Origin of the sequence: Sphingomonas sp. PvP018, from assembly GCF_017876865.1 — a bacterium.
In the GTDB taxonomy this organism is placed as follows: domain Bacteria; phylum Pseudomonadota; class Alphaproteobacteria; order Sphingomonadales; family Sphingomonadaceae; genus Sphingomonas; species Sphingomonas aerolata.
In genome coordinates, this window is the sequence record NZ_JAGIOU010000001.1 from 1,611,864 (window position 1) to 1,638,580 (window position 26,717).

At 65.8% G+C, this 26,717-nt stretch carries 21 protein-coding genes and 1 tRNA gene; 8 read left to right on the forward strand and 14 right to left on the reverse strand.

Annotated features, from left to right (window positions below; all coding sequences use genetic code 11):
• Positions 1-5: 5 nt before the first annotated feature.
• The 4 genes from metC to phaR form a co-directional block, all read right to left on the reverse strand.
• Positions 6-1,217 carry a cystathionine beta-lyase gene (metC, locus tag J3A66_RS06985; RefSeq protein WP_183935156.1) on the reverse strand — a complete coding sequence of 404 codons (1,212 nt, stop codon included), beginning with the start codon at positions 1,215-1,217 and terminating at the stop codon, positions 6-8.
• Positions 1,214-2,074, reverse strand: a complete 861-nt coding sequence (locus tag J3A66_RS06990; RefSeq protein WP_209567922.1) for a sulfurtransferase — start codon at positions 2,072-2,074, stop codon at positions 1,214-1,216. Before J3A66_RS06990 ends, metC begins: the two co-directional genes overlap by 4 nt.
• 83 nt (positions 2,075-2,157) lie before the next feature.
• A complete protein-coding gene (locus tag J3A66_RS06995) occupies positions 2,158-2,343 on the reverse strand; it encodes a hypothetical protein (RefSeq protein WP_107932107.1) in 186 nt (61 codons plus the stop codon).
• Position 2,344: 1 nt separating this feature from the next.
• On the reverse strand, positions 2,345-2,914 hold the full coding sequence (gene phaR, locus J3A66_RS07000) for a polyhydroxyalkanoate synthesis repressor PhaR (RefSeq protein WP_166746851.1): 570 nt from the start codon (positions 2,912-2,914) through the stop codon (positions 2,345-2,347).
• Positions 2,915-2,986: 72 nt separating this feature from the next.
• Between phaR and J3A66_RS07005 the strand changes: the two genes are divergently transcribed.
• Both J3A66_RS07005 and J3A66_RS07010 read left to right on the forward strand, forming a co-directional pair.
• The gene (locus tag J3A66_RS07005; protein ID WP_245336724.1) at positions 2,987-4,000 is read left to right on the forward strand and encodes an alpha/beta fold hydrolase; all 1,014 of its coding nucleotides are present in this window, start codon (positions 2,987-2,989) and stop codon (positions 3,998-4,000) included.
• Positions 4,001-4,032: 32 nt separating this feature from the next.
• Positions 4,033-5,220, forward strand: coding sequence for an acetyl-CoA C-acetyltransferase (locus J3A66_RS07010; protein WP_209567924.1), 1,188 nt, complete (start codon positions 4,033-4,035; stop codon positions 5,218-5,220).
• An 86-nt stretch (positions 5,221-5,306) separates the two neighbouring features.
• On the opposite strand, the gene J3A66_RS07015 is transcribed toward J3A66_RS07010, so the two are convergent.
• Complete coding sequence (locus J3A66_RS07015; RefSeq protein WP_209567926.1) at positions 5,307-8,510, reverse strand: TonB-dependent receptor; 3,204 nt, start codon at positions 8,508-8,510, stop codon at positions 5,307-5,309.
• A 469-nt stretch (positions 8,511-8,979) separates the two neighbouring features.
• Here J3A66_RS07015 and J3A66_RS07020 point away from each other — a divergent pair, with 469 nt between their 5' ends.
• Positions 8,980-12,237 (forward strand): TonB-dependent receptor, encoded by a 3,258-nt coding sequence (locus tag J3A66_RS07020; RefSeq protein WP_209567930.1) that lies wholly within the window; start codon positions 8,980-8,982, stop codon positions 12,235-12,237.
• A gap of 140 nt (positions 12,238-12,377) precedes the next feature.
• Here J3A66_RS07020 and alr read toward each other — a convergent pair whose 3' ends face one another.
• From alr to J3A66_RS07035, 3 genes are all read right to left on the reverse strand, one after another.
• Complete coding sequence (gene alr / locus J3A66_RS07025; protein ID WP_348634085.1) at positions 12,378-13,421, reverse strand: alanine racemase; 1,044 nt, start codon at positions 13,419-13,421, stop codon at positions 12,378-12,380.
• A gap of 88 nt (positions 13,422-13,509) precedes the next feature.
• A complete protein-coding gene (locus J3A66_RS07030) occupies positions 13,510-15,579 on the reverse strand; it encodes a TonB-dependent receptor (protein ID WP_209567934.1) in 2,070 nt (689 codons plus the stop codon).
• Between the two features lie 81 nt (positions 15,580-15,660).
• Positions 15,661-16,845 carry an acetyl-CoA C-acyltransferase gene (locus J3A66_RS07035; protein ID WP_166746858.1) on the reverse strand — a complete coding sequence of 395 codons (1,185 nt, stop codon included), beginning with the start codon at positions 16,843-16,845 and terminating at the stop codon, positions 15,661-15,663.
• 336 nt (positions 16,846-17,181) lie between these two features.
• On the opposite strand from J3A66_RS07035, the gene J3A66_RS07040 reads away from it, so the two are divergent.
• Together J3A66_RS07040 and J3A66_RS07045 are read left to right on the forward strand one after the other, a co-directional pair.
• Positions 17,182-17,631 (forward strand): hypothetical protein, encoded by a 450-nt coding sequence (locus J3A66_RS07040; protein WP_236559145.1) that lies wholly within the window; start codon positions 17,182-17,184, stop codon positions 17,629-17,631.
• A complete protein-coding gene (locus J3A66_RS07045; RefSeq protein ID WP_209567937.1) occupies positions 17,628-18,377 on the forward strand; it encodes a TorF family putative porin in 750 nt (249 codons plus the stop codon). The genes J3A66_RS07040 and J3A66_RS07045 overlap by 4 nt, the downstream gene beginning before the upstream one ends.
• Positions 18,378-18,566: 189 nt before the next feature.
• Here the strand turns inward: J3A66_RS07045 and J3A66_RS07050 are convergent.
• Both J3A66_RS07050 and J3A66_RS07055 read right to left on the reverse strand, forming a co-directional pair.
• A tRNA-Val gene (locus J3A66_RS07050) sits at positions 18,567-18,641 on the reverse strand.
• 44 nt (positions 18,642-18,685) lie between these two features.
• The gene (locus tag J3A66_RS07055; protein WP_031394969.1) at positions 18,686-19,063 is read right to left on the reverse strand and encodes a response regulator; all 378 of its coding nucleotides are present in this window, start codon (positions 19,061-19,063) and stop codon (positions 18,686-18,688) included.
• A gap of 97 nt (positions 19,064-19,160) precedes the next feature.
• On the opposite strand from J3A66_RS07055, the gene J3A66_RS07060 reads away from it, so the two are divergent.
• Positions 19,161-20,039 (forward strand): N-formylglutamate amidohydrolase, encoded by an 879-nt coding sequence (locus tag J3A66_RS07060; RefSeq protein WP_209567939.1) that lies wholly within the window; start codon positions 19,161-19,163, stop codon positions 20,037-20,039.
• 305 nt (positions 20,040-20,344) lie between these two features.
• On the opposite strand, the gene J3A66_RS07065 is transcribed toward J3A66_RS07060, so the two are convergent.
• Both J3A66_RS07065 and J3A66_RS07070 read right to left on the reverse strand, forming a co-directional pair.
• Complete coding sequence (locus tag J3A66_RS07065; RefSeq protein WP_031394972.1) at positions 20,345-21,112, reverse strand: SapC family protein; 768 nt, start codon at positions 21,110-21,112, stop codon at positions 20,345-20,347.
• Positions 21,113-21,176: 64 nt separating this feature from the next.
• Positions 21,177-22,625 (reverse strand): FAD-binding oxidoreductase, encoded by a 1,449-nt coding sequence (locus J3A66_RS07070; protein ID WP_209567941.1) that lies wholly within the window; start codon positions 22,623-22,625, stop codon positions 21,177-21,179.
• Between the two features lie 66 nt (positions 22,626-22,691).
• Between J3A66_RS07070 and J3A66_RS07075 the strand changes: the two genes are divergently transcribed.
• Together J3A66_RS07075 and J3A66_RS07080 are read left to right on the forward strand one after the other, a co-directional pair.
• Positions 22,692-23,165 carry a hypothetical protein gene (locus J3A66_RS07075; RefSeq protein WP_031439984.1) on the forward strand — a complete coding sequence of 158 codons (474 nt, stop codon included), beginning with the start codon at positions 22,692-22,694 and terminating at the stop codon, positions 23,163-23,165.
• 130 nt (positions 23,166-23,295) lie between these two features.
• Positions 23,296-24,885: a DEAD/DEAH box helicase gene (locus tag J3A66_RS07080; RefSeq protein WP_209567943.1), complete on the forward strand. Its 1,590-nt coding sequence runs from the start codon at positions 23,296-23,298 to the stop codon at positions 24,883-24,885.
• A 216-nt stretch (positions 24,886-25,101) separates the two neighbouring features.
• On the opposite strand, the gene J3A66_RS07085 is transcribed toward J3A66_RS07080, so the two are convergent.
• Complete coding sequence (locus tag J3A66_RS07085; RefSeq protein WP_192069811.1) at positions 25,102-25,719, reverse strand: glutathione S-transferase family protein; 618 nt, start codon at positions 25,717-25,719, stop codon at positions 25,102-25,104.
• A 117-nt stretch (positions 25,720-25,836) separates the two neighbouring features.
• Complete coding sequence (locus tag J3A66_RS07090; protein ID WP_056405232.1) at positions 25,837-26,706, reverse strand: dienelactone hydrolase family protein; 870 nt, start codon at positions 26,704-26,706, stop codon at positions 25,837-25,839.
• Positions 26,707-26,717: the final 11 nt, after the last annotated feature.

Sequence of the window (26,717 nt, forward strand, 5' to 3'; positions counted from 1 at the left end):
GGTCGCTAGCCGCGCACCGCCCGAAATGCGGCGAGCCCCGCGTCGAGATCGGCGATCAGGTCCGCCGGGTCCTCGAGCCCGATCTGAAGGCGGATCATCGGCCCGGCGACCTCGCGGCGGGTGACGCTGCGATAGCGGTGCGGATCGACCGGCAGCGCCAGGCTTTCGAACCCGCCCCAGCTATAGCCGATCCCGAACAGCTCGAGCGTGTCGATCAGCGCGGCCCGCGACGCCTCGTCACCGCCGTCCAGCACGAACGAGAACAGCCCGCTCGATCCCTTGAAATCGCGCACGAACAGGTCGTGCCCCGGGCATCCGGGCAGGGCCGGATGCAGCACCTGCGCCACCTCCGGACGCGCCTCCAGCCACTGCGCGATCGCCAGCGCGCTCGATTGATGCTGGGCCAGCCGGACCGCCATCGTTCGCAGCCCGCGACTGCCGAGCCAGCAGTCGTCGGGACTGGCGATCTGCCCCAGCTGAAAGCTCGTCTCGCGCAGCGCCTTGAAATGGCCGGGCCCTGCCGTCACCGATCCGAGCATCGCGTCCGAATGGCCGACGACATATTTGGTGCACGCCAGGATCGTCAGATCGACGCCGTGGCCGATCGCCGGAAAGAACAGCGGCGTGGCCCAGGTATTGTCGAGCAGGGTCGTCACGCCGCGCGCGCGCGCGGCCGCGACAATGGCGGGGATGTCCTGCACCTCGAAACTGAGCGAGCCGGGACTTTCCATGAAGATCGCGCGGGTCTTCTCGCCGATCAGGTCGGCGATGCCCGCACCGATCAGCGGGTCGTAGAAGCGGGTCGTGATGCCGAACCGCTTGAGCAGGCCGTTCGCCATCCCGCGCGTCGGGTCATAGGCGCTGTCGACCAGCAGCAGTTCGTCGCCCGGCGACAACACCGAGAGCAAAGCCGCCGCGATCGCCGCGACCCCCGATCCATAGAGGAACGTGCCTTCCGCCCCGGGTTCGAGCGTGGTCAGCGCATCCGCAAGGCTCCACTGCGTCGGCGTCCCCTTGCGGCCGTAGAACAGCCGGTGATGCGTATCGCGGGTCGCGCTGTCGCGGAGATGGCTGACGGAGTCATACAGGATCGTCGACGCCCGCCAGACCGGCGGACTGACGATCGCCCCCTCCCCGACACCACGAGTCCATTCCGCGCGACGTCCGGCGAGCACCACCTTGGTGGCGTCGCCGACCGGCCTTGTCGTTTCGGTCATTGCGTTCCTGTCGCGTTCGCGCCCATTGCCTTCGGCGTCGACGGATCGCCGCCCCATTCCGACCAGCTGCCGTCGTACAGCGCGGCTTCGTTGCCAAGGAGGTGCGCGCCGAACGCCAGCACCGCCGCGGTGATTCCCGATCCACAGGTCGTGACGATCGGTCTGGCGAGATCGATGCCCGCGCGCTCGAATGTCGATCGCAGCGCGTCCCCCGTCTTCCACGTGCCGTCCGCGTTGAACAGCGTGGCATAGGGCAGCGACTTGGATCCGGGGATATGCCCCGATGTGGTGCCGGGTCGCGGGTCCGCCTCGGCACCGGTAAACCGGGCGGCGGAGCGTGCATCCACGACCTGCTCGGCGCCGCTCGACAGGTTCGCGGTCATCTGGTCCTTCGTGCGAACAGCCTTGTCGTCGGCCCAGATGGTGAAGTGGCGATGCCGCACCGCTTGCTTGCCCGACTCCGTCTCGCGCCCTTCGGCCTGCCATTTCGCCAGACCGCCGTCGAGGATCGCGACATTGTGCGCACCGAAGGTTCGCAGCATCCACCAGGCGCGTGCCGCCGTGCGCCAGGGCGAGCTGTCGTACAGCACGATGCGGCTGCCGTCGCCGAGCCCGAGCGACTGCATCCGGCTGGCGAACTTGGCGGGCGACGGCAGCATGTTGGGCAGGTCGCTGTCGGTGTCGCGAAGCTCGGCGAGGTTCATGAATACAGCGCCAGGAATATGCGCCGCCGCATAGTCCGCCGCGGCGTCGCGACCTTCGGCATAGGTTGCGTCGACGACCCTGAGATCGCCAGCGCCCGGGACGCTGGTCTCGAGCGCGTTCGCCAACCATTCGGTGCTCACCAGCGTGTCCATGCCCTGCCCTCCTGACGGTTGGCGTGGATAGTAACCGGCGCACAGTCGAACGTCGAGGCCGCGGCTCGGCGCCGTTCCGCCAGCTAGGTCTTGAAGGCCAGCCCGATCGTCACCGCCAGCCCGATCAGCGAAAGCATCTGGACGGTCGGCCAGTCGACCCAGCCGACCGCGTCGGGATCGCGCCGCCGATGGCGACGGCGGGCGCCCAGACCCGATGCGATCGCGAGCGCCGCAAAGCCGCCGCTCGCCGTCCACAGCAACGGTGCCATGTCAGCTCCCGAGCTTTTCCACCTTGTCCTGAAGACTGGCGAGTTCGGTGCGCAGGGCAGCGATCTCCTCGTCCTTCGTCGCCACCGGCCTGGCTGCTGGTGCGGGGGATGCTGCACCCGCAGCATTGCCGGGGGCAAAGGCCTGCGCTGCAACGTCGAACATCGCCAGATTACGCTTGGCAATGTCGGCGAAGGGCGAATGGGCAAACGCCCCCTCGACCGCGGTCTTGAACTGTTCCTGATTGCGGCGGAAACTGTCCATCGAGGCCTCGAGATAGCCGGGCACCATCTTCTGCATCGAATCGCCGTACATCGAGATCAGCTGGCGCAGGAAATTGACCGGCAGCATCGTCTCGCCGCGGCTTTCCTCCTCCATGATGATCTGGGTGAGGACGTTGTGCGTGATATCCTCTTCGGTCTTCGCATCGACGACCTTGAAGTCACGGCCCTCGCGAGTCATCGTCGCGAGATGATCGAGCGTGATGTAGGATGATGTTTCGGTATTATAAAGCCGCCTGTTGGCGTACTTCTTGATGATGACAAGCCCGTCGACCGTGCTTTGCTTCTTCATATGCAGCCCCTCCACGTGACCGGGGCAAACGCTACGCGCTTTGACATTGCGCCGCAACATGGTCCACGGCCGTTGCCGCTGTTCCTCGCCATGTTGCGCAACGAAACCGCAGCATCGCCCGACCGCCGCGCGCGGGCGCTGGCCGGGCTCGACCGCTATCAGGCCGCGCCCCGGGACCTGCCCCTGCCACCCCGCCCGATCCGCGCGTCGGCCGGCCGGGCGGTCCTGCGCGACTATGGCGGTGGCACTACGGGCAAGCCGGCGGTCATCGTCATACCCTCGCTGATCAACCCCGCGGCGATCCTCGATCTTTCCGCGGACACGTCGCTGATGCGGTGGCTGGCCGCGCGGGGATATCATGCGCACCTGCTCGACTGGGGAACGCCGGGGCCCGAGGATCGGGACCTCGACCTCGACGCGCATGTCGCGCGCATCCTCCTGCCCCTGCTGCAAGGATTTACCAAACCGCCGATCCTGGTGGGCTATTGCCTGGGCGGCACCCTCGCCGTCGCCGCTGCCGCCTTGACGCGGGTGGCGGGGCTGGCGACGATCGCCGCACCCTGGCATTTCGCCGGCTATGGCGAGATCGCGCGCGCGGAGATGGCGCGACTTTGGCGCGCCGCTGCTCCGTTCGCGCGCCAGACGGGGCTGTTGCCGATGGAAGTGCTGCAAAGCGGGTTCTGGCAGCTCGCGCCCGCGCAGACGATCGCGAAATACGAGGGGTTCGCCGACCGCGATCCGACCAGCCCCGGCGCGCGCGCGTTCGTCAGGCTGGAGGACTGGGCGAATGCGGGTGCGCCGCTCCCCGCCGCTGCCGCCGCCGCGCTGTTCGGGGACATGATCGCCCGGGACCTTCCTGGGCGTGGTCTGTGGCGGATTGCCGGTCGCCCGATCGCCCCGCGGGCATTGTCCTGCCCCGCGGTCGAATTCGTCGCGCGCAACGACCGGATCGTGCCCGCCGCCACCGCGATCGGGCTCGCGGACCGGCGCGACGTCGATGCCGGCCATGTCGGCATGATCGTCGGCAGCCGTGCCCGCGCCCAGCTGTGGGAGCCGCTCGCGAACTGGATAGATTCGCTCGGCTAGCGTATTGCATCCGCAAAACGAGAGGACCCGTCATGACCGCCACCCACCCCAGCGACATCGTCATCACCGCCGCCAAGCGTACCCCGGTCGGCAGCTTCCTCGGCGCCTTCGCCACCGTCCCCGCGCATGAGCTCGGCCGCACTGCGATCGAGGCGGCACTCGCGCAGGCGGGTGTCGACGGCGCCGATGTCTCCGAAGTGATCCTCGGCCAGGTACTGACCGCGGCGCAGGGGCAGAACCCCGCGCGTCAGGCGTCGATGGCGGCGGGCGTTCCCAAGGAAGTGCCCGCCTGGGGCGTCAACCAGGTCTGCGGCTCGGGGCTGCGCGCGGTCGCGCTTGCCTGTCAGGCGATCCAGACCGGTGACGCGACGATCGTCGTCGCCGGCGGGCAGGAATCCATGTCGCTGTCCGCGCACGCCCAGTCGATCCGCGGCGGGCAGAAGATGGGCAATCTCAGCCTTGTCGACACGATGGTCAGCGACGGTCTGACCGACGTGTTCAACGGCTATCACATGGGCATCACCGCCGAAAATCTCGCCGAGCAATATCAGGTTACGCGCAGCGAACAGGACGCCTTCTCGGTCGGCTCGCAGAACAAGGCGGAGGCGGCCCGCGGATCGGGCCGGTTCAAGGACGAGATCGCCGCGGTAACGATCAAGGGCCGCAAGGGCGACACGATCGTCAGCGATGACGAATATATCCGCGCGGGCGCGACGATCGAGAGCGTGTCGGGCGTCCGGCCGGCGTTCAAGAAGGACGGCACCGTCACCGCGGCGAATGCGAGCGGCCTCAACGACGGCGCCGCCGCGCTGGTGCTGATGCGCCGCGACGAGGCAGAGCGCCGCGGCAGTCCGGTGCTCGCGACGATCCGAAGCTGGGCCTCCGCCGGCGTCGACCCGTCGATCATGGGCATCGGCCCCGTCCCCGCCACGCGCCGCGCGCTGGAGAAGGCCGGCTGGACGATCGCCGATCTCGACCTGATCGAGGCGAACGAGGCGTTTGCCGCCCAGGCTCTGTCGGTCGGCAAGGAGCTCGGCTGGGATGCCGACAAGGTCAACGTCAATGGTGGCGCAATCGCGATCGGCCACCCCATCGGCGCCAGCGGCGCGCGCGTGCTGACGACGCTGATCTACGAGATGGAGAAGCGTGACGCGAGCAAGGGCCTTGCCACGCTGTGCATCGGCGGCGGCATGGGGATCGCCATGTGCCTCGAACGGTAAAGATTACCGTTGCCGCGTTTATGAGCCTCAAACGAAAAAGGGGCCGCTCGGTAAAACGAGCGGCCCCTCTTCAAATTATAGCCGGCTCAGAACTTTCCGGCAACGCTCACTGCAAATCGACGACCGATCAGGTCACTATAGCTCGCCGGGATGATGATCCCGTTGTACTTTTCGCCGACCCTGTTGAACAGGTTGGTCACGGCAAAGGTAACCCGGAAACGATCGCTTGCGTTGATGTAGACGCTCGGATTGACCGTCACGAAATCCTTGAGCTTGTCGATTTCGCGAAGATCGGCACCACGGCTGACGCGAGAGAAAAGCTGCTCGCCGGTATAGTTGAACGAGGTCGAGATGCCGAAGTCGTCATGAAAATAGGAAAGGTTGTACTGGCCCTGAAACGTCGGATCGCCCAGCGTTCCGTCGGTCCGCACGGGGGCAACGCCGGTGATGTCGTTGACGCGCTTGAGCGAGACGAACAGATTTCCCCGCATCCCGACCGAGCCAGGAATGCCCAGACCCGACAGCGAACGATTATAGGTGAGTTCGGACTGGATCCCTTCAAACTTGATCTTGTTTCCGTTGACGAAACCACTTCCGACACCTGGGTTTAGGGGGTCGTTGACCACCTGGCCGCCATTGTTGCCACCGTTCGCCGATGCGCCGCCTTGTCCCTGTGCATAGCGTCGGATCTGTGAGCAGAACGCATTGCCGTTCGCCGGATCGGCGGCGTTGAACGTCGAATTGTCGAAACACGCCGATGCGATCTGCGCGACCGTCAGGCTGGCAATTGGATCCGAGATCTTGATGTTCACATAATCGACCGTCAGCGTCAGGTTGGGAATGAAACGCGGCTGTAGAACGACACCGTAGGTGAAGCTCTTCGCCACTTCATTCGCAAGCCCGACATTGCCCCCGTTGCGTCCCGGGACGGTGGCGGCTGCGGCATCCAGTGGCGTGGCATTCGGGAATGCCGACAGGAAGGCCGCGCAGTTGCGGGCACGGTTTTCGGGCGCGGCACCGGCATTGATGTTGGCAGGCGAACACAGGTCGGGAACCGTGGTGAACACGTTCGCAACGGGGGAGAACAGTTCGGTGATGGCAGGTGCGCGGAACGACTTCGTATAATTGCCGCGCAGCGCGATATCCCGGATCGGCGCGAACGACACGCCGCCTGCATAGGCCGTGAAACCGCCATTGACGGTGTTGTTGACGTGACGGCCGCTGGCATTCAGTTGAAGCGAATGCAGGAACGACAACCCGTTCTGCGCCGTGACGATCGGAAGGATGACTTCGCCGAACACCTCGTCGACATTGTATCGTCCCGCGACCGGAAGAATGGCGACAGCACGACCCTGCCCCAGTTGCTCGAACGTGCTGGGGGTGAAACTTCCGCGCTCCTCGCGATGCTCATAGCCCAGGTTGAAGCCGGTCTCGTTGCCGAACAGATCGAACGGGCTGCCGCCGACATTGACGTTGTAAACGATCTGTTCGAGCCGGCTCCTCGTGATGTTCTCGGATACGATGTACGACCGTGCCTCCGGGCTCGAAAGACCTTCACCCAACAGGTTGAGCGGCACGCAGGCGGCGTCTGCGACTGGCGTACCGCCCGGTGCAGCCTGCACCAACGGGGTTGCCGTGCACACGATCTGTCCCGAGGCGTTCCGCGTGACGTTCACCGCATTGATGAACCGCTGCGCGTTGATGTCCTGGCGCGTATCGCGAATATCAACCCGACCGATGTTGCTGCTGGCTTCATAGTTGAAACGACGACCACCAACATTGAAATCGCCGCGGACGCCGGCGACGGCACGATATTGCTTGTTGGTCGAGAAGCCCGTCAGGTCGGCCAGATCGAGCGATGCACGCGAGACCTGGAACCGCTGGACGCCGAGCGCCGTCAGCTGCGCGCGCGCCTGATCCGTCAGGAACGGGCTTGCGGTCGTGAACGTCAGCGCGCCGCTGAGACCGCCGAACAGGCTGCTGTTGAAGGTCGGCTGCTGAACCAGTTCGTCACCGCGCGACTGGAAATAGGTTGCCTCGATGAAGACCTTGAACGCATCGGAAAAGTCGTAACCGGCAAAGCCGTTAAACACGTTGCGCCGCAGATCGCTGGTGATCTGCGAATAATCGTTGAAGCGGAACCCGTCGCCGCCGCTGCCCTGCTGGACGCTCACGAACCGGATACCCCGGTTGAAGGGCACCAGATTGCCGCTGCGGTCGAATTGATAATTCTGCACTGCCGCCGCGACTGAGCCGGTCCCGTTCGCGTTGGCGAAGGCCGACGTGATCAGACCTCCACCGGTCAGCAACGGCAACGTCCGGTCGCGTACCAGGATCGATCCGGGAAATCCGTCAGTTCCAGAATCATTGAAACCGATTCCCGTGTTCACCCGGCCGTCATTTGCGGCGGTCGTACCAGCAGGGCGGCCGAGCTGTGCGGACTGCGCTGTCGAGGGATTGTCGGCCGATCCGATATTGTCGCGCAGAAATCCCCGTGAATTGTACAGCAAACCCTTTTGATAGTCGCGCGTATAGGCCAGCGTGATGTTACCGCGGCCATCGTCAAAGTCGAAGCCACCCGCCAGCGCCAAGTTGTAACGGAATGCGTCGCCTTCTTCCGTGACACCGCTCAATGCGGTGTAGCGGACGCCCTTCAGGCGGGTGTCGAGAATGAAATTGACCGTCGAGGCAATCGCGTCCGAACCATAGGTGGTCGCCCCGACCGTCGAGGTCTGTTCGATACGGTCGAGCAACAGCGTCGGAATGACGTTGACGTCGACCTGCGTCCCCGCGCCGCCCTGGTTGAAGATCGTCGTCACGTTGGACGATACCGAGCGGCGGCCGTTGATCAGCGTGAGCGTCCGGTTCGAACCCAGACCAAGTCCGTTGATAAAATTGACGCCTTGGCCAAACGAACCCTGCGCGCCCGCTGGCGTGATGCTGCCGCGAATGCCCGGCGTCTCGTTCAGCGCATCGGCGGCATTGGTCAGGCCGCGATTGGACAGATACTGATTGTTGATCACCGTGATCGGCACGGTGCCTTCGACGTTCGGCAGCCGGATACGCGATCCGGTGACGGTGATCTCTTCGGGGGCGGACTCGCGCCGCGTTGCGCCATCGGCGCCCACCGCCGGCTCGCCCGCGACCGGCGCGCACAGCGACCCATCGGCGAGACGCTCCTGGCCGGGCGTGCATTCAGGGGTGGTCGAGGTTTGTGAATAGGCGTTGCCGGAAAATCCCGCGGCCAAGACGGCAAGCGCGGATACGCGAACGAGCAGATTGCATCGCATTAGTTATATCCCCCTGTGAACACGTGATTTTCTAGGGAGACATCAGACGAAGATCGACCCTTACATGACGGAATTGTCATTTGGCGCCGCACGCGTTGTAAGAATGCAACATATTTGTCACAATATGTCGATTTATAATCTATGTTTGTTGTTAAAAACCTCCGCAAGGCCGCTTGGGTGTATTTTGGTTTAAACCCTATGGTTTGCGATCGCACGGCGGAAGCTGTGAGCCTCGTTGACAACGACGCGGCCGCTATCGCCTCGCTGCGGTGATAACGCCACCTCGCCTCTTCGAGTTCACAACATGGAATATGGAAGGGGATGTGTCGAATTGTTGCGTGAACGCTACAGTTTTGTGAAAACTCGGACTTCCGTTCATGCTGCAGCAATAAACCAATTGCGCGGCCAATCGCATGGCGTCACCCTCTCGCCATCGAATAGGGCATAAATGCCAACGCAAAGGGGTATTATGAAATTTTCTCGCTTTCTGGGCGCGACGGCGATCGTCGGCGCGCTTGCGGCACTGCCCGGCACTGCGCTGGCACAAACCGCACCGGATCAGGTCGCACCTGTTGCGGAAGCACCCCAGCGCGAAGCGTCACAGCCTGCGAACGACGAGATCCTCGTCACCGGGTCGCGCATCGCCAGCCCGAACGGCGAATCCGCGGTTCCCGTCAGCACGATCAGTGCGGTCGAACTGACGACGACCGCCAAGACGTCGATCGGCGACGTCCTGAACGATCTGCCGCAGCTCCAGAGCACCTATAGCCAGGCGAACTCGACCCGCTTCCTCGGCACGGCCGGCCTCAACCTGCTCGATCTGCGCGGCCTTGGAACGCAGCGCACGCTCGTGCTCGTCAACGGTCGCCGGCATGTCGGGTCCGACATCCTCAACAACGCCGTATCGGTCGACACCAACACGATCCCGACTGACCTGATCCAGTCCGTCGATCTTGTGACGGGCGGTAATTCGGGCGTCTACGGATCGGACGCGCTGGCCGGCGTCGTCAACTTCATCCTGAAGGACAATTACGAGGGTCTGCAGGTCCGCGGCCAGGGTGCGATCAGCGAGCGCGGCGATGCAGGATCCTATTTCGGCAGCGTCCTGGCGGGCAAGAATTTCGCCGACGGTCGCGGCAACCTCGCGGTCAATCTGGAATATTCGCGGCAGAATGCGCTCTACGCGTCGCAGCGCGACTATCTGCGCCAGGCCAACGGCTTCATCGCAACCGATTCCGACTCCGCGGGCGTCGCTACCGGTCAGACGAACCTGAACTATGACGGCATTCCGGATTCGGTGTTCTTCCGCGATATCCGGTCGGCAACGATCTCGGCCGGCGGTCTTGTCGCCTTTGCAAGCCCGACCGGCGCGTGCGGGCGCGACAACACGCCGACGGCGACGTTCAACAATGCCGGACGCCCCTTCTCGTGCAACTTCCTGTTCCAGTCGTCCGGCGCCCTGGCGCAGCAAACCGGCTCGCGTGTCGGCCTTGCCGCAACGGCCGGCACGGGCAGTGCCACCAACCCGTTCCGCGCCAGCGCGGTACCGGCCGGATCCTATCTGAGCGGCAATGGCGACACGCGCCGTGAAGGGCAGCTGATTCAGATCCTGCCAGAACTTAACCGGTACTCGGCCAATCTCATCGGCCATTTCGAGGTATCGGACGCCTTCGTCCCGTTCATCGAGGCCAAATATTCGCGCACCGATTCGGTCGGACAGGGGAGCTCGGGACCGGCCTTCTTCACCGGCCAAACGCTGGACCTTCTCTACGAGCGGCCGCGACTTGATAACCCCTATCTGTCGGCCGATGCGCGCAACACCATCGCTGCGCAGATCCTCGCAAGCGGTATCAATCCGACTACCAACGCACCGCTCACGGCCGCGAACATCACCGCGATCAACAACGGGTCCTTCCGCTTCATCCTGCGCAAGAACCTCACCGATCTGGGCGTCCGCACCGAAGCCGCGCGGCGCGAAACCTACCGTCTTGTCGGCGGTGTCCGGGGAACGTTCAACGACGACTGGCACTATGAGCTTGCGGGGAACTATGGCGAGTTCCGCGAAAAGACGAAGGTCATGGGCAATCTGAACCAGCAGCGCATGGTGCTTGCCCTAGACGCTGTCACCAATCCGGCAAACGGCCAGATCATCTGCGGATCGCAACTGCCGGGTACGGGTCAGGCGCGCGCCGATGCGTCCTTCGGCGGTGACATCGCCGGAAACGCAGCCGTCCAGGCGGCGGATATCGCCGCCTGCCAGCCGCTCAATCCGTTCGGCACCGGGAATATCTCGCAGGCGGCCAAGAACTACGTCCTTCAGGACACGGTCTCGAGTGGCAAGATCACGCAGCTTGACATCAACGGCTTCGTCTCCGGCGATCTGAGCCAGCTGTTCAGCCTGCCCGGCGGCGACATCGGCTTCTCGGTCGGCGGCGAATACCGGCGCGAGACGGCCTTCTACGAGCAGGATCCCTTGGTCTCGTCAGGCTACACCTTCTACAACGCGATCGGAAAGTTCGACCCGACCTCGTTCGAGGTCAAGGAAGCGTATGGCGAAATCCGCATACCGCTGTTGAAGGACATCACGCTCATCCGCGAGCTGACACTGAGCGGTTCGGGCCGCGTGTCGGATTACAAGGGCTCGGCGGGCACGGTTTACGCATATAGCGGCAACGCGACCTATACGCCGATCGATGGGATCCGTTTCCGCGGAAACTATTCTCGCTCGGTCCGTGCGCCCAACCTGTCCGATCTCTACTCGCCGCAATCGCAGAACTTCGCTAACGTCACTGATCCGTGCTCGGCGCGAAACGTCGCGGGGGGCACGCAGTTCCGGGCCGGCAATTGCGCCGCGGCGGGCATTCCGACCACCTACGACTATGTCTACGCACAGACGCTGGAGATTGTCAGCGGCGGCAATCCGCAACTCGACGTCGAAAAGTCGGATTCCTACACCTATGGCGTGCTGCTCCAGCCCAGGTTTATCCCGGGCCTGACGCTGTCGGTCGATTACTACAACATCAAGGTCAACAATGTGATCACCGCGCCATCGGCGCAGGGCATCATCAACAGCTGCTACGATTCGCCAACGACCGGCAACCAGTTCTGCTCGCTCTTCACTCGCGTTCCCGCGGGTCAGACCGGTGCTGTCGGTGAAGAGCAGTATCGAATCGTCGAGGGCAGCCTTCAGCAGACCTTGCTCAACTATGCAAAGCTGCAGGTTCGCGGCATCGACGTCGACCTGAACTACACGCACACCTTTGGCGATGTTCGCCTGAACAGCCACATCATCTACACGCACGTGCTGACCAACAGCTCGTTCACCGACCCGACGCAGCCGGGCTTTGCTGACACGACGGTCGGCGAAGTTGGAACGCCCAAGGATCAGGTCAACTGGAACCTTGGCGCTGATTTCGGCTCGGTCTTCGGCAACCTGCAGATGCGTTACATCACGAAGCAGTCGGTCGGGGCCGCCGAGAACCGTCAGTCGTTCCAAGGCCGCGTCCCGCAGAACCTCGACGATTTCGACATCCCCTACTACCCCGACGTGTTCTACATGGACGTGAAGTTCGGCGTGAACGTCACGCGCGAAACGAACTTCTACTTCGGCATCGACAACCTGACCGACCGCCTCCCGCCACTGGGCTCGACGGGCATCGGCGCCGGCACCGCGATCTTCGAGCCGCTGGGCCGCAAATTCTACGCCGGGTTCCAGGCGAAGTTCTGACCTGATCGCGATTTTCGCGACAAACGCTATCCCTTGGGGGGCGGTGATTTCCACCGCCCCTTTTTTTGTAACCCGCCGGTCCGCGGACACCTATGCGGTGCTTGCCGTGACCTAGTGCCGCGCCTTGCCCGCGCGAAGCGTCACGCAGATATACGCGGCGCGTCCCAAAGGCGCTGGAACCTAGTGCCCATCGCGGTCAGCAGTTCATATTGCGACATCCCCGACACAACGGCCGCATCCGGCAAGGCTACGTCAAAGGCGATCCAGTCCCCCTCGCACACAGTCGCCGAAGTCACGTCGATCGCGACGAGATCCATCGAGACCCGCCCGATCACTGCCAGCCGGTCCTGGCCATGCCATGCGGTGCCGCAATTGGAAAATCCCCGGAAATACCCGTCGGCATATCCAAGATTGACGACCGCGACATCGGTGTCGGCCTTCGCGGTCCATGTCGCATTATACCCGACCGCGTCGCCTGCGCGCACCCGCCGGACCTGCAGGATCTCCGCCTCGGGATAAACCACCGGCGTGATCACTTCGCCCAGTTCCCCTCGCGGCACCCCGCCATACACCGCCAATCCCGGCCGTGTCAGATCGAACGCATAGTCGTGCCCCAGCGCGATACCCGCGGAATTGGCGAGACTCATCCGCCGCGCCCCCGTCATGCCCTGCAACGCCGCAAACCGATCGCGCTGCAGCGCGTTCATCGCCGCGTCCTCATCGGCGCAGGCGAGATGGCTCATCAGCGTCTCGATCGTCAGTCCGTCGAGCAGTCCGTCGGCAAGATCCTGCGCGGACACGCCGAGGCGGTTCATCCCCGTGTCGACCATGACGTCGCACGCGCCGCCACCCGCCGCCTTCCAGCGCGCGACCTGTGCGGGCGTGTTCAGCACCGGACGCGCGACCCCGGCGCGGGCCGCCGCCATGTCCTCGTCGCGGACGCCGTGCAGGACGGACACCGCGAGGCCGAGCGGCGCCAGCTCGACGGCCTCGCGCCAGTTGGAGACGAAGAAGTCGCGACACCCCGCCCCCGCCAGGCGCCGCGCGACCTCAACCGCGCCCAGACCATAGCCGTTCGCCTTGACCGCCGCACCGCACGCGGCGCGGCCACTCATCCGGTCGAGCGTCTGCCAGTTGCGGACGAGAGCGTCGCCGTCGAGGCGCAGGCGGAGCGGGGCGGGAATATCGATCACCCGCGCGGGATAGAGCGCTCGCGCGGCATCGTCGATGACCTTCCCGCCTCCCCGCCCTCGCCCGGCCCCGATCCGTCCGTTACCGCATGGCGTAGCGCAGCCCGATCCAGAGCGTGCGCGGCGTTGCACGTTCGACGATCGTGCCGCTGCTGATCCCCGCCTCGACCGTTTCATCGAACAGGTTTTCCGCGCGCGCCTCGACGACCAGGGCGCGGGTGATCGGATAGGCCGCATAGGCATCGAGCGTGGTCGCGGGATCGAGGCTGCGGCTGTTCTGATCGTCGTCGAACTGGCGCGCGACATGGCGCACCGTCAGCGATGCGGCGGCGGCATCGCGGCGCCAGTCGACCGTCGCCGATACTTGGTCGCGCGGCGTCTGGGCCGGACGCAGCCCGTCGAGCGCGATCGCGGCGGCCGAGGCGTCCACGGTCGAATTGACGTGCGACCACGAAGCCTGGACGCCGATCGGGCCTGGGCGATACGCGGCATCGATCTCGAACCCGTGTGCGCGGATCGCGTCGAGGTTGCGGCGGACGCGCGACGCGCTGGTCGCGGTCGACGACAGCGTGACGTTGGCGATCGCGTCCTTCAACCTGTTGTAGAAATAGGTCGCGGCGATGCTGACACCCGGCGCGGGCGCCAGCGTGACCCCACCCTCGACCCCGGTCAGCCGCTCTGGCGACAGCAGCGCATTGGCCGCGGTCGTATCGTTGCCGACGCGGAACGGGCGATAGAGTTCGTTGAGCGTCGGCAGCCGCCAGCCGCGATAGCCCGCGACACGCAGCGTAACCGCGTCGACGGGACGATAGGCGATCCCTGCGCGGCCCGTCGTTTCGGTGCCCTCGCGATCGGCATAGCGCAGGTCGGTGACCGGCAGCCCGCCGGCAAGCGGGCGTTCCGACAGATAGCCCTGATCGATCGTCCAGCGGTCGATCCGCCCGCCAAGGCTGAACGTCACATCGCCCGCGACGAGACTGCCGTCCGCGAACAGCCCCGACGTGGTCGAACTGCCCCCCGCTTCGCGTCGCCGCGTCGGATTGCCGCCGGCAAAAAAGAACAGCTCCTGCGTCTTGCCGCTGACGTCGCGAATGTCCGCGCCGAGCCGCAGGGTGATCGCCTCACCTAGCGGCGGGAGAAGCTCGAACCGCGCACCGAGCCCGGTCGCGGGCGTATTATACTGGTCGAGCGACTGGGTCGTCGCGCTGCGTGCCGCATTAATGCTGCCAAAGCTCGAGGCAAAGGCGCGAGTCTGAAGATAACCGAGCAGCGAATAGCCCCAGCGCCCCCGGCCGACTAGCCGCAGGCTGGCATCCGCGCCCTCGCTGCGATTGTCCGTGAAATCGGAACCGCGGTCGCGCGTATCGGTGAAGGCGCTCGCGTTCAGCTGCAGTTCGGTGGTCGCGTCGACGGCGATCACCGTGCGCACCGCGCCCGATGCCTGCTCATACGGTGCCGGACGATCGACTGCGCCGCGCGACCCCGCAACCGTCGGCGTGAAGCCGTCGCCGCGCGCATAGGCGCCCGACACGACCGCGAAACCGCCGTCGCGGACCAGCGCCGCCGAGGCCTGCGCGTCGACCGAATCGCGGCTGCCATAGGCGATGCCCGCGTGGAACGGGGTCAACTGGTCGGGACTGGCGCTTTCGAGCTCGACGGTGCCGGCAAGTGCGCCCGGCCCCTGATAGCCGCTGCCGCCGCCACGCGTGACGCGGATCCGGCCGAGCCGGCCCGTCGCATAGGCGGGAAACGCGACCCAGCCGCCGAACGGGTCAGCTTGCGGGACGCCATCGAACAGCAGCAGCGCGCGGCTCGACGCATTGCCGCCGATGCCGCGCAGCGAAATGCCTTGGCTGGTCGGGTTGGCGCTGCGTGAATCCGAGCGCCGGAACTGCTGCAGCCCCGCGACATCGGCGAGCACGGTTTCCAGCCGGTTGCTCGCGCTCGACTGGATGCGGTCGCGCTCGATCGTGACGATGTCATAGGCCCGGTCGCCGGGTGCATCCGCCAAGCCACGCCCGGTGACGACGATCACCGGCGGCGTCTCGGCGACGGGCGATGGGGCGACGTTTTGCGCGATGCCCGGCGTCGGGAGCGCGAGCGGAAGGAGAAGGACGGCGGACAGGCGACGCGATCGCGCGATAATGGTCATCGCGGGCTCATGCCAGCATTGCACCGCCGGCGAAAAGCCTCTTTCGCCAAAGACCCGACGCCAGGGCAAAGGCGGGCTGCGTCAGACGAGTTCGACCGCGACCGCCGTTGCCTCGCCGCCACCAATGCACAACGCCGCCACGCCCTTGCGCAGACCGCGCGCCTTGAGTGCGGCAACCAGCGTGGCGATGATCCGCGCGCCGCTTGCACCGATCGGATGGCCGAGCGCGGTTGCGCCGCCATTGACGTTCAGCCGGTCACGCGGGATTGCGAGGTCGCGCATCGCGATCATCGCCACCGTCGCGAACGCCTCGTTCACCTCGAACAGGTCGACGTCCCCGACCGTCCAGCCCGCACGGTCGAGCACCTTGCGGATCGCCGAGACGGGCGCGGTCGTGAACTGCGCGGGGGCGTGCGCATGCGCAGCGGTCGCGACGATCCGCGCCTCCTGCGCCAGCCCCAGCCGCGCGGCGACGCTCGCCCGCGTCAGGACCAGCGCCGCGGCTCCGTCCGAGATCGAGGCCGAGGTCGCCGCGGTGATCGTCCCGTCCTTGGCAAAGGCGGGGCGCAGGCCCGGGATCTTCTCGGGCTTTGCCTTGCCCGGCTGCTCGTCCTCGACGACCGCGACGTCACCGCCGCGCGTCTTGACCGTCACCGGCACGACCTCGTCGCGGAAATGCCCCCCGGTGACCGCCGCACTCGCCCGCGCCAGGCTTTCGAGCGCGAACGCGTCCTGGTCCGCCCGCGTGAACTGATAGGCCCCCGCCGTGTCCTCGGCGAACGCGCCCATCGGCTTGCCCTTCTCATAGGCATCCTCGAGACCGTCCAGCATCATCGAATCGGATACGACGTCATGGCCGATCCGCGCGCCGCCGCGATGCTTGGCGAGCAGGAAGGGCGCATTCGTCATGCTTTCCATTCCGCCCGCGACAACCACGTCGACGGTCCCGGCGGCAAGCGCCTCGAACCCCATGATCGCGGCCTGCATTCCGGATCCGCACATCTTGTTGATCGTGGTGGCTTCGACCGAATCGGGAAGCCCCGCACCGAGTGCCGCCTGCCGCGCGGGCGCTTGTCCTAGCCCGGCGGGCAGGACACAGCCCATATAGATGCGGTCGATCACCGCCGGGTCGACCCGCGCCCGCTCGACCGCCGCCTTGACCGCGGTCGCGCCGAGTTCGGTCGCGGTGACCCCTGACAGGGCCCCCTGGAATCCACCCATCGGCGTGCGGGCATAGCTGGCGATGATGATCGGATCGTCGGTCATGGTGATCGTTCCTGTAAACGGCATGCGGCGTGCGCCAGTGGACCGGGGCCGGCGTCGCCGCGCACGGGCGCGGACCATACCGGATCATCCAAAGTCGCTGCAACCGACGCTCTGAGCGCCCTGCCATACCCGCCGCGAATGGTGTGTCAACACCACCGCGCCGCCGTGGCGCGCTGCCCCGAATTGCCGCACTCAGGACGTCGCGCCCCCGGCCCGACGCGGTACCCGCGCAACGAACCGCCAGACGCGCGCGTTCACAGGGCATGGTCAATCGACCGTGCCCAGACTTGGAAGCGTCACCGGCCAGCATAAGCCGGGACCCGAAAGGAGACGAACATGACCCATATGCTGCTCGCCGGCCTCGCGCTCGCGACCGCCGCCACCATGGCCGCACCGACCATCGAACACACGACGCGGGTCGATCATCACAGCGGCCCCGTGGAGGTCCGTTATCGCGGCGCGGTCGTCGTCGAACACCGCCAGATCGGCGCGGTCGCACCCGCCGGACAATCCTCGACGCTGCGCTGTGCCTGGACCGCCAATATGATCGTCGATCGCCATGCCAAGGCGTCGTCGGGGACGCTGATGACGCGCAACTTCGCGCGCGATGGCGTAGCGGCGGGCCACCAGCCGGGATGGTGCAGCAGCAGCCGCGCCGCGATCGCGCGCGAGGTCGCCGCGAAGACGCGCGACCTGCATCACGACGTGACCGCGATGGCACAGGAAGACCATGACGTACTCCGCGCCGAACTCGATCAGATCCACGGAGCGTTGGCCGCAGGATGACGCGCCCCTTCACGCACACACTCGCGCTGACCCTGTGCAGCACGGCAGCCTTTCTCCCAACGTCCGTGCAGGCACAGGTCGCGCCCTCCGGCGGGATCGAGGTCGTCACCGACGAAGCACGCCGCGGTCTCAGCTGGAGCGAGGGCCGCGCGGTACTGTCCGCGGATGCGGCGGCCTCGCTCGGCAGGATCGACGCGACAGCGCGCGTGACGACGCTCCGCAACGCCGACCGCCACGCGGGCGCCGACGCGGTCGTCGACGTCATGCTGGCAACCGGGTGGGATCTGGGCGCAGTCACGCTCCGGACGTCCGCGACCGGGCATCTGTTCGGCGGCGCGCGCACCGGGATGGACTATGCGGAGATCGGCGCGTCCGCGCGGTACAGCTATGGTCCAGCCCGCCTGGTCGGCGGGATCGAGTTCGCCCCGTCGCAGGATGCGCTGGGGGGCAGCAACGTCTATCTTTATGCGAATGCCGATGCCGGGATCCCCGGGACGCCCTACACGCTGCTCGCGGGTATCGGGCACTCCTCGGGCACCACGACGGATCCGCTGCGCATACAGCGGCTGCGTCCCGGTGGCAGCTATACCGATTGGCGGTTTGGCGTCGAACGCCAGCAGGGGCCGCTGACGCTCGGGGTCGATTATATCGGCACCGACATCGCGCGCGCCGATGCGACCGGCCCGTTTGCGGATGCGCGACACAGCGGCGACCGTATCGTCGCCCGCGCGCGGCTGGGCTTCTGATCCCGCGGGAGCGCACTGATCCGCGCTCCCGAGTCCGGCCCCCTTGAAGGGCCGTGCTCACAAAGATCCAGAAATGACATGATGGGGTTTGGGAAGCCCGGACGTCCCTGAGGACATCCTCTGCTTCGAATTATCCCTACCCGGCTTTCTGTCTGCAAAGACGAGAAAGACCGGGTAGGGTCAATTCCATGGTGGGCGTGGCAAGGATTGAACTTGCGACCCCTGCGATGTCAACACAGTGCTCTACCACTGAGCTACACGCCCGCCGGAGCGCTCCACTAGCCGCGCTTATCGCGGGGCGCAAGCGCTCAATTGAAGCTTGTTGCATTATCCATCTCGAACAGCCGGTCGACCTCGGCCACCAGGTCGCGGAGATGGAAGGGTTTGGACAGCACGCGCGCCTGCGGCATCGTCTTGCCCGCCTTCAGCGTGACCGCCGCAAAGCCGGTAATGAACATGACGCGAAGATTCTTGCAGAGCTCGCCAGCACGCTGCGCCAGCTCGATGCCGTCCATCTCGGGCATCACGATGTCGGTCAGCAGCAGGTCGAACGTCTCGGTCTCGAGCAGCGGAATCGCCGCGGTGCCACGGTCGACCGCGGTCACCGCATACCCCGATCGCTGCAGGGCGCGGGTAAGATATTCGCGCATGACCTGATCATCCTCGGCCAGCAGGATTCGCAACATCGATATATTCCCGTGATTTAGCGGTCCGTTACTCCATAAGCAGTTAAGATTTCCAGATCGTTTGCCCGTTCATGCAATGCGCCCTACGCTTTTCCGCATGCCGTCCCCTTCGTTCACGCGCTTCGGCGACCTGCCGCCTGCCAGCCCGGTGGTGATGTCGGTACCGCATGCCGGGCGCGACTATCCGCCCGCCTTGCGCGAGGCGTTGCGCGTCCCGTTCGACACCGTGGTGGCGCTCGAGGACCGTCATATCGACATCGTTGCCACCCGGGCACGGACGGTCGAGACGATGATCGTGCAGACCCGGGCACGCGCCTGGATCGACCTGAACCGCAGCGAGGCCGAGCGCGATCCGCGCGTGGACGAGGGGGCGAACCCGATGGCGCAGCCTCAACCCTCCGCCAAGCTGCGAAGCGGCCTCGGCCTGGTACCGCGTCGGGCAGCCGCCGCGCCCGATCTCTGGCGGCGCCGGTTTACGGACGCGGACATCTCCAGCCGGATCGCCAACGACCACCGCCCCTATCATGACGCGGTGCACGACGCGCTGGCTGCAGCGCAGGCGAAGTTCGGGATCGCGATCCTCCTCGACGTCCATTCGATGCCGCCGCTCTCGGCGGCGGGCGTACCGGGCGGCAGTCCGCCCCGCATCGTGCTGGGGGACCGTTTCGGCCGCAGCGCCGACCCGCGCTTCCTGGCCTGCCTCGAGACCGAGATCGCGGACACAGGCCTGCCCTTTGCCCGCAACGCGCCCTATGCCGGGGGGCATATCCTCGAACGGCACGCGCGCCCCACTGCGGGGATCCACGCGATTCAGCTCGAATTCGATCGGTCGCTCTATCTCGATCGCCAGTTCGACGGCTTGGGCACCGGCGTAGATGCGACGGTGCGGCTGCTCAAGGCCCTTCTCACGGCCTTGACGAACGAGGCGCTGGCCATGGGCGCATCGGCCACCACCCGGGCCGCAGCGGCCGAATAAGGGCCAGCGCTAGCGACACCGATCCCCCGCAGCGGGACCCTAGCTCGGCACATAAAAAAACCACCCCGTGCGCGAAGCACGAGGTGGCCAAGGTTCAGGGAGGAGGCACGCTAGAAGCGTGCCGTACGACGCCGCGAAAGGGGGGGACACGGTGCCGTACAGGTCTAAAATGGGCGAGCGGGATTTTGGTTCAACCCCGACGCGAAAAATTCTGCGCCGCAACGATCGCAGCCCGGGATCCCGGCGCGAGCGCGCGGTATCTGGTGCGCCGACCGACCGCGCTGCGATCGGTCGGCGCGGACGGATCAGCCGCCGAGCTGCGGCAGCGGCGTCTTGCCGAGCTGGACCTGGCGGGCGAAGATGTCGCGCATCAGCGCGAGCGAGAACAGGTGGGCGTACAGCAGCGGCAGCATCCCCGACTTGCTGATCTTGCGCAGCGCATCGCCGCGCAGGTCGATCAGCTTTTCCTCGTTGACCATCTGGAACCCGCGATAGACGAAGGGCTGCTCGGCGCCGTCGGGCTGGATCGAGACTTCGCCGTCCATCAGCAGGCCGAGTTCGCGCAGCTCCTTCATGAAGTTCTGCGTGCGCGCGCCGGCCTGTTCGAACGATTCGTTGAACGCCAGGATCGACTTGGTGACCTCGGTCGGCGCGCCATCCGCGAACAGCGCGTCGCCCTCGTCGAACGCACCGAGCGCATCGGAGGTCGGATCGAAGCAGAGCGACAGCTCCTGCGCATCGGGATGCAGCCGCGCGAGCATGTACGGATAGCGGCGGATATAGGCGGGAACGTAGAAGGTGTTCTCGGTCAGCTTGCCGTCGTCGCCGATGAAGACGTTGACGCCCTCGTTGAGGCCCATCAGCGCCAGCGGGATCGCATCGTCGCCGACCGAGAAGACGATCGGCATGTGACGCTGCACCAGCGGGAATTCGTCGACGGTGATCGGGATCGCATGCTGGCCGACGAGGAACGGCGCGCTCTCCTGCGGGCGAACCTTGTAATCGGCGTGCGTGTCGCTCGAAAGCGGCTCCAGGCCATTGTAGAAGAGCGGAAGCTGCGGTGCGCTGGCCATCATGTATCTCCAGTGTTTCGTCAGAGGATCTGGGCGGCAGGACGCCGGCGATTGGCGCGAGGCTCTATGGCGTGACGCCTGCCCGTGCAAGCGTGACGAGCTTGCCGGGGTTCAGCAGCCCGTGCGGATCGAATGCGGTCTTCACCGCGCGCAGGATCGTCAGCCGTGCCGGCGACGACAACCGCTCCAGCTCGCTGATCTTCATCTGGCCGATCCCGTGCTCTGCGGAGATCGATCCTCCGGCCGCGACGACCAGATCGTCGACGAAGCGCGTCACGACCGGCGCATCCTCGGCATACCAGCGCGCGGGATCAGTGCCCTGCGGGGCGCGGACGTGAAAATGGACATTGCCGTCGCCCAGATGGCCGAACCCGCTGGCATGCGTGCCGGGAAACCGCGCGTCGCAGGCTCGCGCGGCATCGATCATGAAGCGCGGCATCGCCTCGACCGGGACCGAGATGTCGTGCTGTGTGGCGGGGCCGAGCGCGCGTTCTGCCGCCGAAAGGGAATCGCGGATCCGCCAGAATGCCGCGGCCTGCGCTTCGCTGGCGGCGATCACGGCATCCTCGGCCTGCCCTGCCTCCAGCGCGGCGCCCAGCAGCCGTTCGAGCAGCGCCGCGGGGGTCTCGCCGTCCATGGACGGTGTGGTTGCCTCGATCAGGGCATGCCAGGCATGGTCGCCGTCGAGCGGCGCACGCGTTCCCGGGAGATGCGCGACCGCTGCCGCTAGCGTCTCGCGGGGCAGGATCTCGAAGCTTTCGACACGGTCGGTCGCCGCCTGCAAGCGGCGGAGCAGCCGGAGCGCGCTGTCGGGTCCGGAGACCCCGACCCAGGCGACCGCGCGTGCGGCCACGGCTGGCACTAGCCGCAACGTGGCTGCGGTGACGATCGCCAGCGTTCCCTCGGATCCGACGAGCAGCTGATCGATGTCGTAGCCGCGATTGTCCTTCTTCAGCGCGGACAGGCCGTCATGGACGCTGCCGTCGAGCAGCACCGCCTCGACCCCTGCGACCAGTCCGCGCATCGTCCCGAACCGCAGCACCTGCGTGCCGCCGGCATTGGTCGAGACCAGGCCGCCGATCGTCGCGCTGCCGCGTGCGCCGAGCGTCAGCGGGAACCGTTGACCGACCGCCTGTGCGGCGTCGTCGAGATCAGCGAGGATTGCGCCGGCCTCCACCACCGCGAGACCGCCTTCGGGATCGATCGACCGGATGCGGTTGAGACGGCGCAGCGACAGCAGGGCGGCACGGCCATCGGCGGGCGGCGTCGCCCCGCCGACCATCGACGTGTTGCCGCCCTGCGGTACCAGCGGGACGCGGAACGCCAGCGCGGCCTGGGCGATCGCCGATACCTCGGCAACCGACGACGGAGCGAGCATCAGCGGGGCTGCACCATGGAACCGGCCGCGCCAGTCCTCAAGCCAGGGGGCGATATCTGCGGCATCGGTGACGATGGACTTGCGCTCGAGCTGCGGGGCAAGCGCATCGAGCATCTGTGTCTGTTCGGGCGTCATGACTGCGCCGCTAAGCGCAATTCACCTCCCGTTCAACGATCGCGGTTAACGCTGCTTAGCGACATCATGATTCACCCTGCGCTTCCCGCCTCCCTCCTCGCCCTCACCGCCCCCCTCGCGGCCGTGGCGAACCCCGCCGCGCCGACCCGCGCGCGCGTCGAGATCACGCAGGTCTCGATCCACGAGCGCATCATCATCCGCGTCCCCCGCATGTTCAGGCGATCGGCCCAACCCGTCGGTAGCGCGCCCTTGTCGAAGCCGCGCGAGTGGAAGGAGCGCAAGGGGCCCAAATGCGTCGCCGTCGCGGAGATAGCAGGCGCCTTTCTCGGCCAGCCGGGCTCGGTCGATCTCGTCATGCAGGACGGCACGCGATTGCGCGCGAAGCTTGATGGCGACTGCAAACCACTCGACTATTATCCGGGCTTCTACCTGCGGCCGAGCGGTGACGGTCTGATATGTCGCGATCGCGACGCGATTCGCATGCGGTCCGGCGCGCGCTGCGAAATCGATGACTTCAAGACGCTGAAGCTCAAGCAATAGACAAGACCGTACGGGTGATGTGCGACTTTCGTCGTGCCGCCACCCGCTTTCCTTGACATTTTGCTGGAAATCCGCGAGCGGCGGGGCGCTTGAGGGAATAATGCGCGCCCTCCTTTTCCCGGACATATAAATGAGCTTTGCCGATCTCGGCCTTTCCGAAGAACTCCTGAAGGCGGTCACTGACGCCGGCTATACCGAGCCGACGCCGATCCAGGCCGGCGCGATCCCTTCGGTTCTGATGATGCGTGACATCATCGGCATCGCCCAGACGGGCACCGGCAAGACCGCGTCGTTCGTGCTGCCGATGATCGACATTCTTGCCCATGGCCGAAGCCGCGCCAGGATGCCGCGCTCGCTGATCCTTGAGCCGACCCGCGAACTGGCCGCGCAGGTTGCCGAAAACTTCGAGAAATACGGCGTCAATTCGCATCTCTCGATGGCGCTGCTTATCGGCGGCGTGTCGATGGGCGACCAGCTCGCCGCGCTCGAAAAGGGCGTCGACGTCCTGATCGCGACGCCGGGCCGGCTGATGGACCTGTTCGGCCGCGGCAAGATCATGCTCAACGGCTGTTCGCTGCTGGTCATCGACGAGGCGGACCGGATGCTCGACATGGGGTTCATCCCCGACATCGAGGAAATCTGCACCAAGCTGCCCAAGTCGCGCCAGACGCTGCTATTCTCGGCAACGATGCCGCCGCCGATCAAGAAGTTGGCGGACAAGTTTCTCTCGAACCCCAAGACGATCGAGGTCTCGCGCCCTGCATCGACCAACCTCAACATCAAGCAGTATCTGGTCCCGGTCGCCAGCCAGACCGCGAAACGCGAGACACTGCGCCGGATCCTGGCGCAGGACGAGGTCACCAACGCGATCATCTTCTGCAATCGCAAGACGACCGTGCGCGACCTCAACAAGGTGTTGAAGCAGGCGGGTTACAAATCCGGCGAAATCCATGGCGACATGGAGCAGCCCCAGCGCCTCGCCGAACTGGACCTGTTCAAGAACGGTGCGGTGACGATCTTGGTCGCCTCGGACGTCGCCGCACGTGGTCTGGACATCAAGGGCGTGTCGACCGTCTTCAACTATGACGCGCCATGGCATCCCGACGATTATGTCCACCGGATCGGCCGAACGGGCCGCGCGGGCGCGACGGGCACAGCCTATACCTTCGTCGCACCCGACGATTCCGAAAATATCCAGAATATCGAAAAGCTGACGGGCCAGACGATCGAGCGGCTAAAGCTGTCCGAGCCGAGAGCGCTGGCTCCGGCGGCTACCGCGTCGTCCGATAGCAATGAAGAGCTGCCACCGCGGCGCGAGCGGTCGCGGACGCGGCGGGTGCCGCGTGCCGATGTCGTTGCCCATGCCGTCGAGGACGAAGTGATGGCAGCTGCCGAAATCGCAGCGCCCATGGCCGCTGCCACGCCGAAACCATCGCGCTGGGCTCGGACGCCGATTGACGAACCGGTCCCTGCCGCACAGCCTGCGCTTCCCCGTGTTGCTCCGGCAATGCCCATCGCGCCGGTCGCGGAACGTCCTGTCGCGGCCCCGGTGCCGACAGTGCCGCCAGCACCGTCGACCGCCATGCCCGAGCAGGCACGCGAGCCAAAGGTCGATCCCGTGCGGGCGACCCGCCGCAGTACCGTGCCCGACGCGCCGGTTGACGGGTGGAACGGCCCCTTCCCCAGCTTCCTGAATGCCGTGATTGGCGGATACGAGTGATGCCGAGAGACTAACTTCAGGCTTGCCCACCATAGGAGCGATAGAGACACAAGCGCGCGCTCGCCGTTTTGATCGTCGATCCACGCGGCGATCGCCTTGGGAGTGCGGGGGCACGTGGCCGAGTTGACGAATGCCCGCGCGATGGGGCCACAGGCGCTGGCGGGTTAGCTCGCGTCCTAGGCCGCCTGATCGGGCATTCGACCTCCTAGCGCAACTTCATGACGCCATCTTGGCCATAGCGTCATCATCCAGCGCTGCTGCCCGCCGATGGGCCGCGCGTTCGGTCAGGCGGGCGGCATAGGCCTCGAATGCTGCAAGCTTCGGCATCGTGCCGAACTGTAATCCCCATATGACCTGGGCACCCACATAGACATCGGCTGCCGTGAAGCGTTCGCCCGCGATATAGCTATGCGCCGCAACGGCATGCTCAAGTCCGGCGATCGCGGCCTCGAAACTTCCATAACCGACCATCCGCTGCTGCGTCTCGGTCGGGACCACGCCGAGCGATCGGTTGGTGATTGCCGCCTCCAGAGGCCCGGCCGCGTAAAATAGCCATCGATAATAGTCGGCCCGCTCGTCAGCCGTCGGCGCCAATTGCGCCTCGGGCACGGCGTCGGCCAGATAGGCGCAGATCGCGCCGCATTCGGTAACGACGTGGCCGTCATGGACGATAGCGGGCACCTTGCCCATCGGATTAACCGAAAGATACGGCGCCGCCTTCATCGTCGTCGCATAATCGAGCATCACCGTATCGTAAGCGGCCCCGGTCTCCTCAAGCATCCAGCGAGCAATACGCCCCCGCGACATCGGATTCGAATACAGCGTCAACGTCATGGCTCGCCCCTCAAGAACATAGAGTGAACGATGGTCTCATGGCGATGCCGTGCCGTCAAGATGCGATCGCGGATCGCACCCAGCGGGTTGTGCCGTCGAACGAAGCAGCCATGAATCTTACGCCAGCGCCGTCGCGAACAGCGCGAGCATGCGGCCCCACGCACGGTCCGCCTGCACCGGATTATAGACCTTGCTGTCGGGCGGGCACCATCCGTGCATCGTTTGCGGATAGACCTCGATTTCGGCCGGACGCTTCGCTGTCGCGAAGGCCGCCCGCAGCACGTCCTTCTCGGTCGGTGCGCGCGCATCATCGTTCGCCGCTATCGCGATCAGATAGCTGCCTTTCAGTGCAGGGATCAGCCGGTGCGGGCTGTCGGGTGTGTCGGTCACGAACCCCCCGCCGTGGAACGTCGCCCCCGCGCGGATGCGTCCCGATACCGCAGCAGCGGTGCGGATTACCATCGGCCCGCCCATGCAATAGCCGGTGGTCGCCAGCCCGCGCTTGCGATCCACCTGCGGTTGCGCATCCAGGAACGCGGTGAAGGATTTGGCGTCACGGACCGTACCCTCGGGTGTAAGCGCGTCACGAAAGGGTGCAATTCGAGCGCGGACGGCCGGCTGGTCGTAGGATTCACCGGGGCTAAGGAACGGTGCCTTGGTCGACCGATAGAACTGATTGACGACAAGGACGGCATAACCCGACTGCGCGAGTCGATCGGCCATCTGACGGAACGCTGGGCGCAGACCCATGATGTCCGGCCAGACAAGCACGCCCGGATGAGTCCCGGTGGCCGGCGCGACGAAATAGGCGTCAGCCTGACCATCGGGCGTCTTGATCGACACCTCGCGTCCGCTGATCGGCTTCGCATCGGCCGGCACGGGCAACAGCATCGCGAGGCCTGCGGCCCCGGTCATCACGCCGAACTGGCGCCGCGACATGGCGGCGAGATAGTGTTCGTTATCGTCTGCGGTATGCTCGTCGCACATGGGGCCTCTCC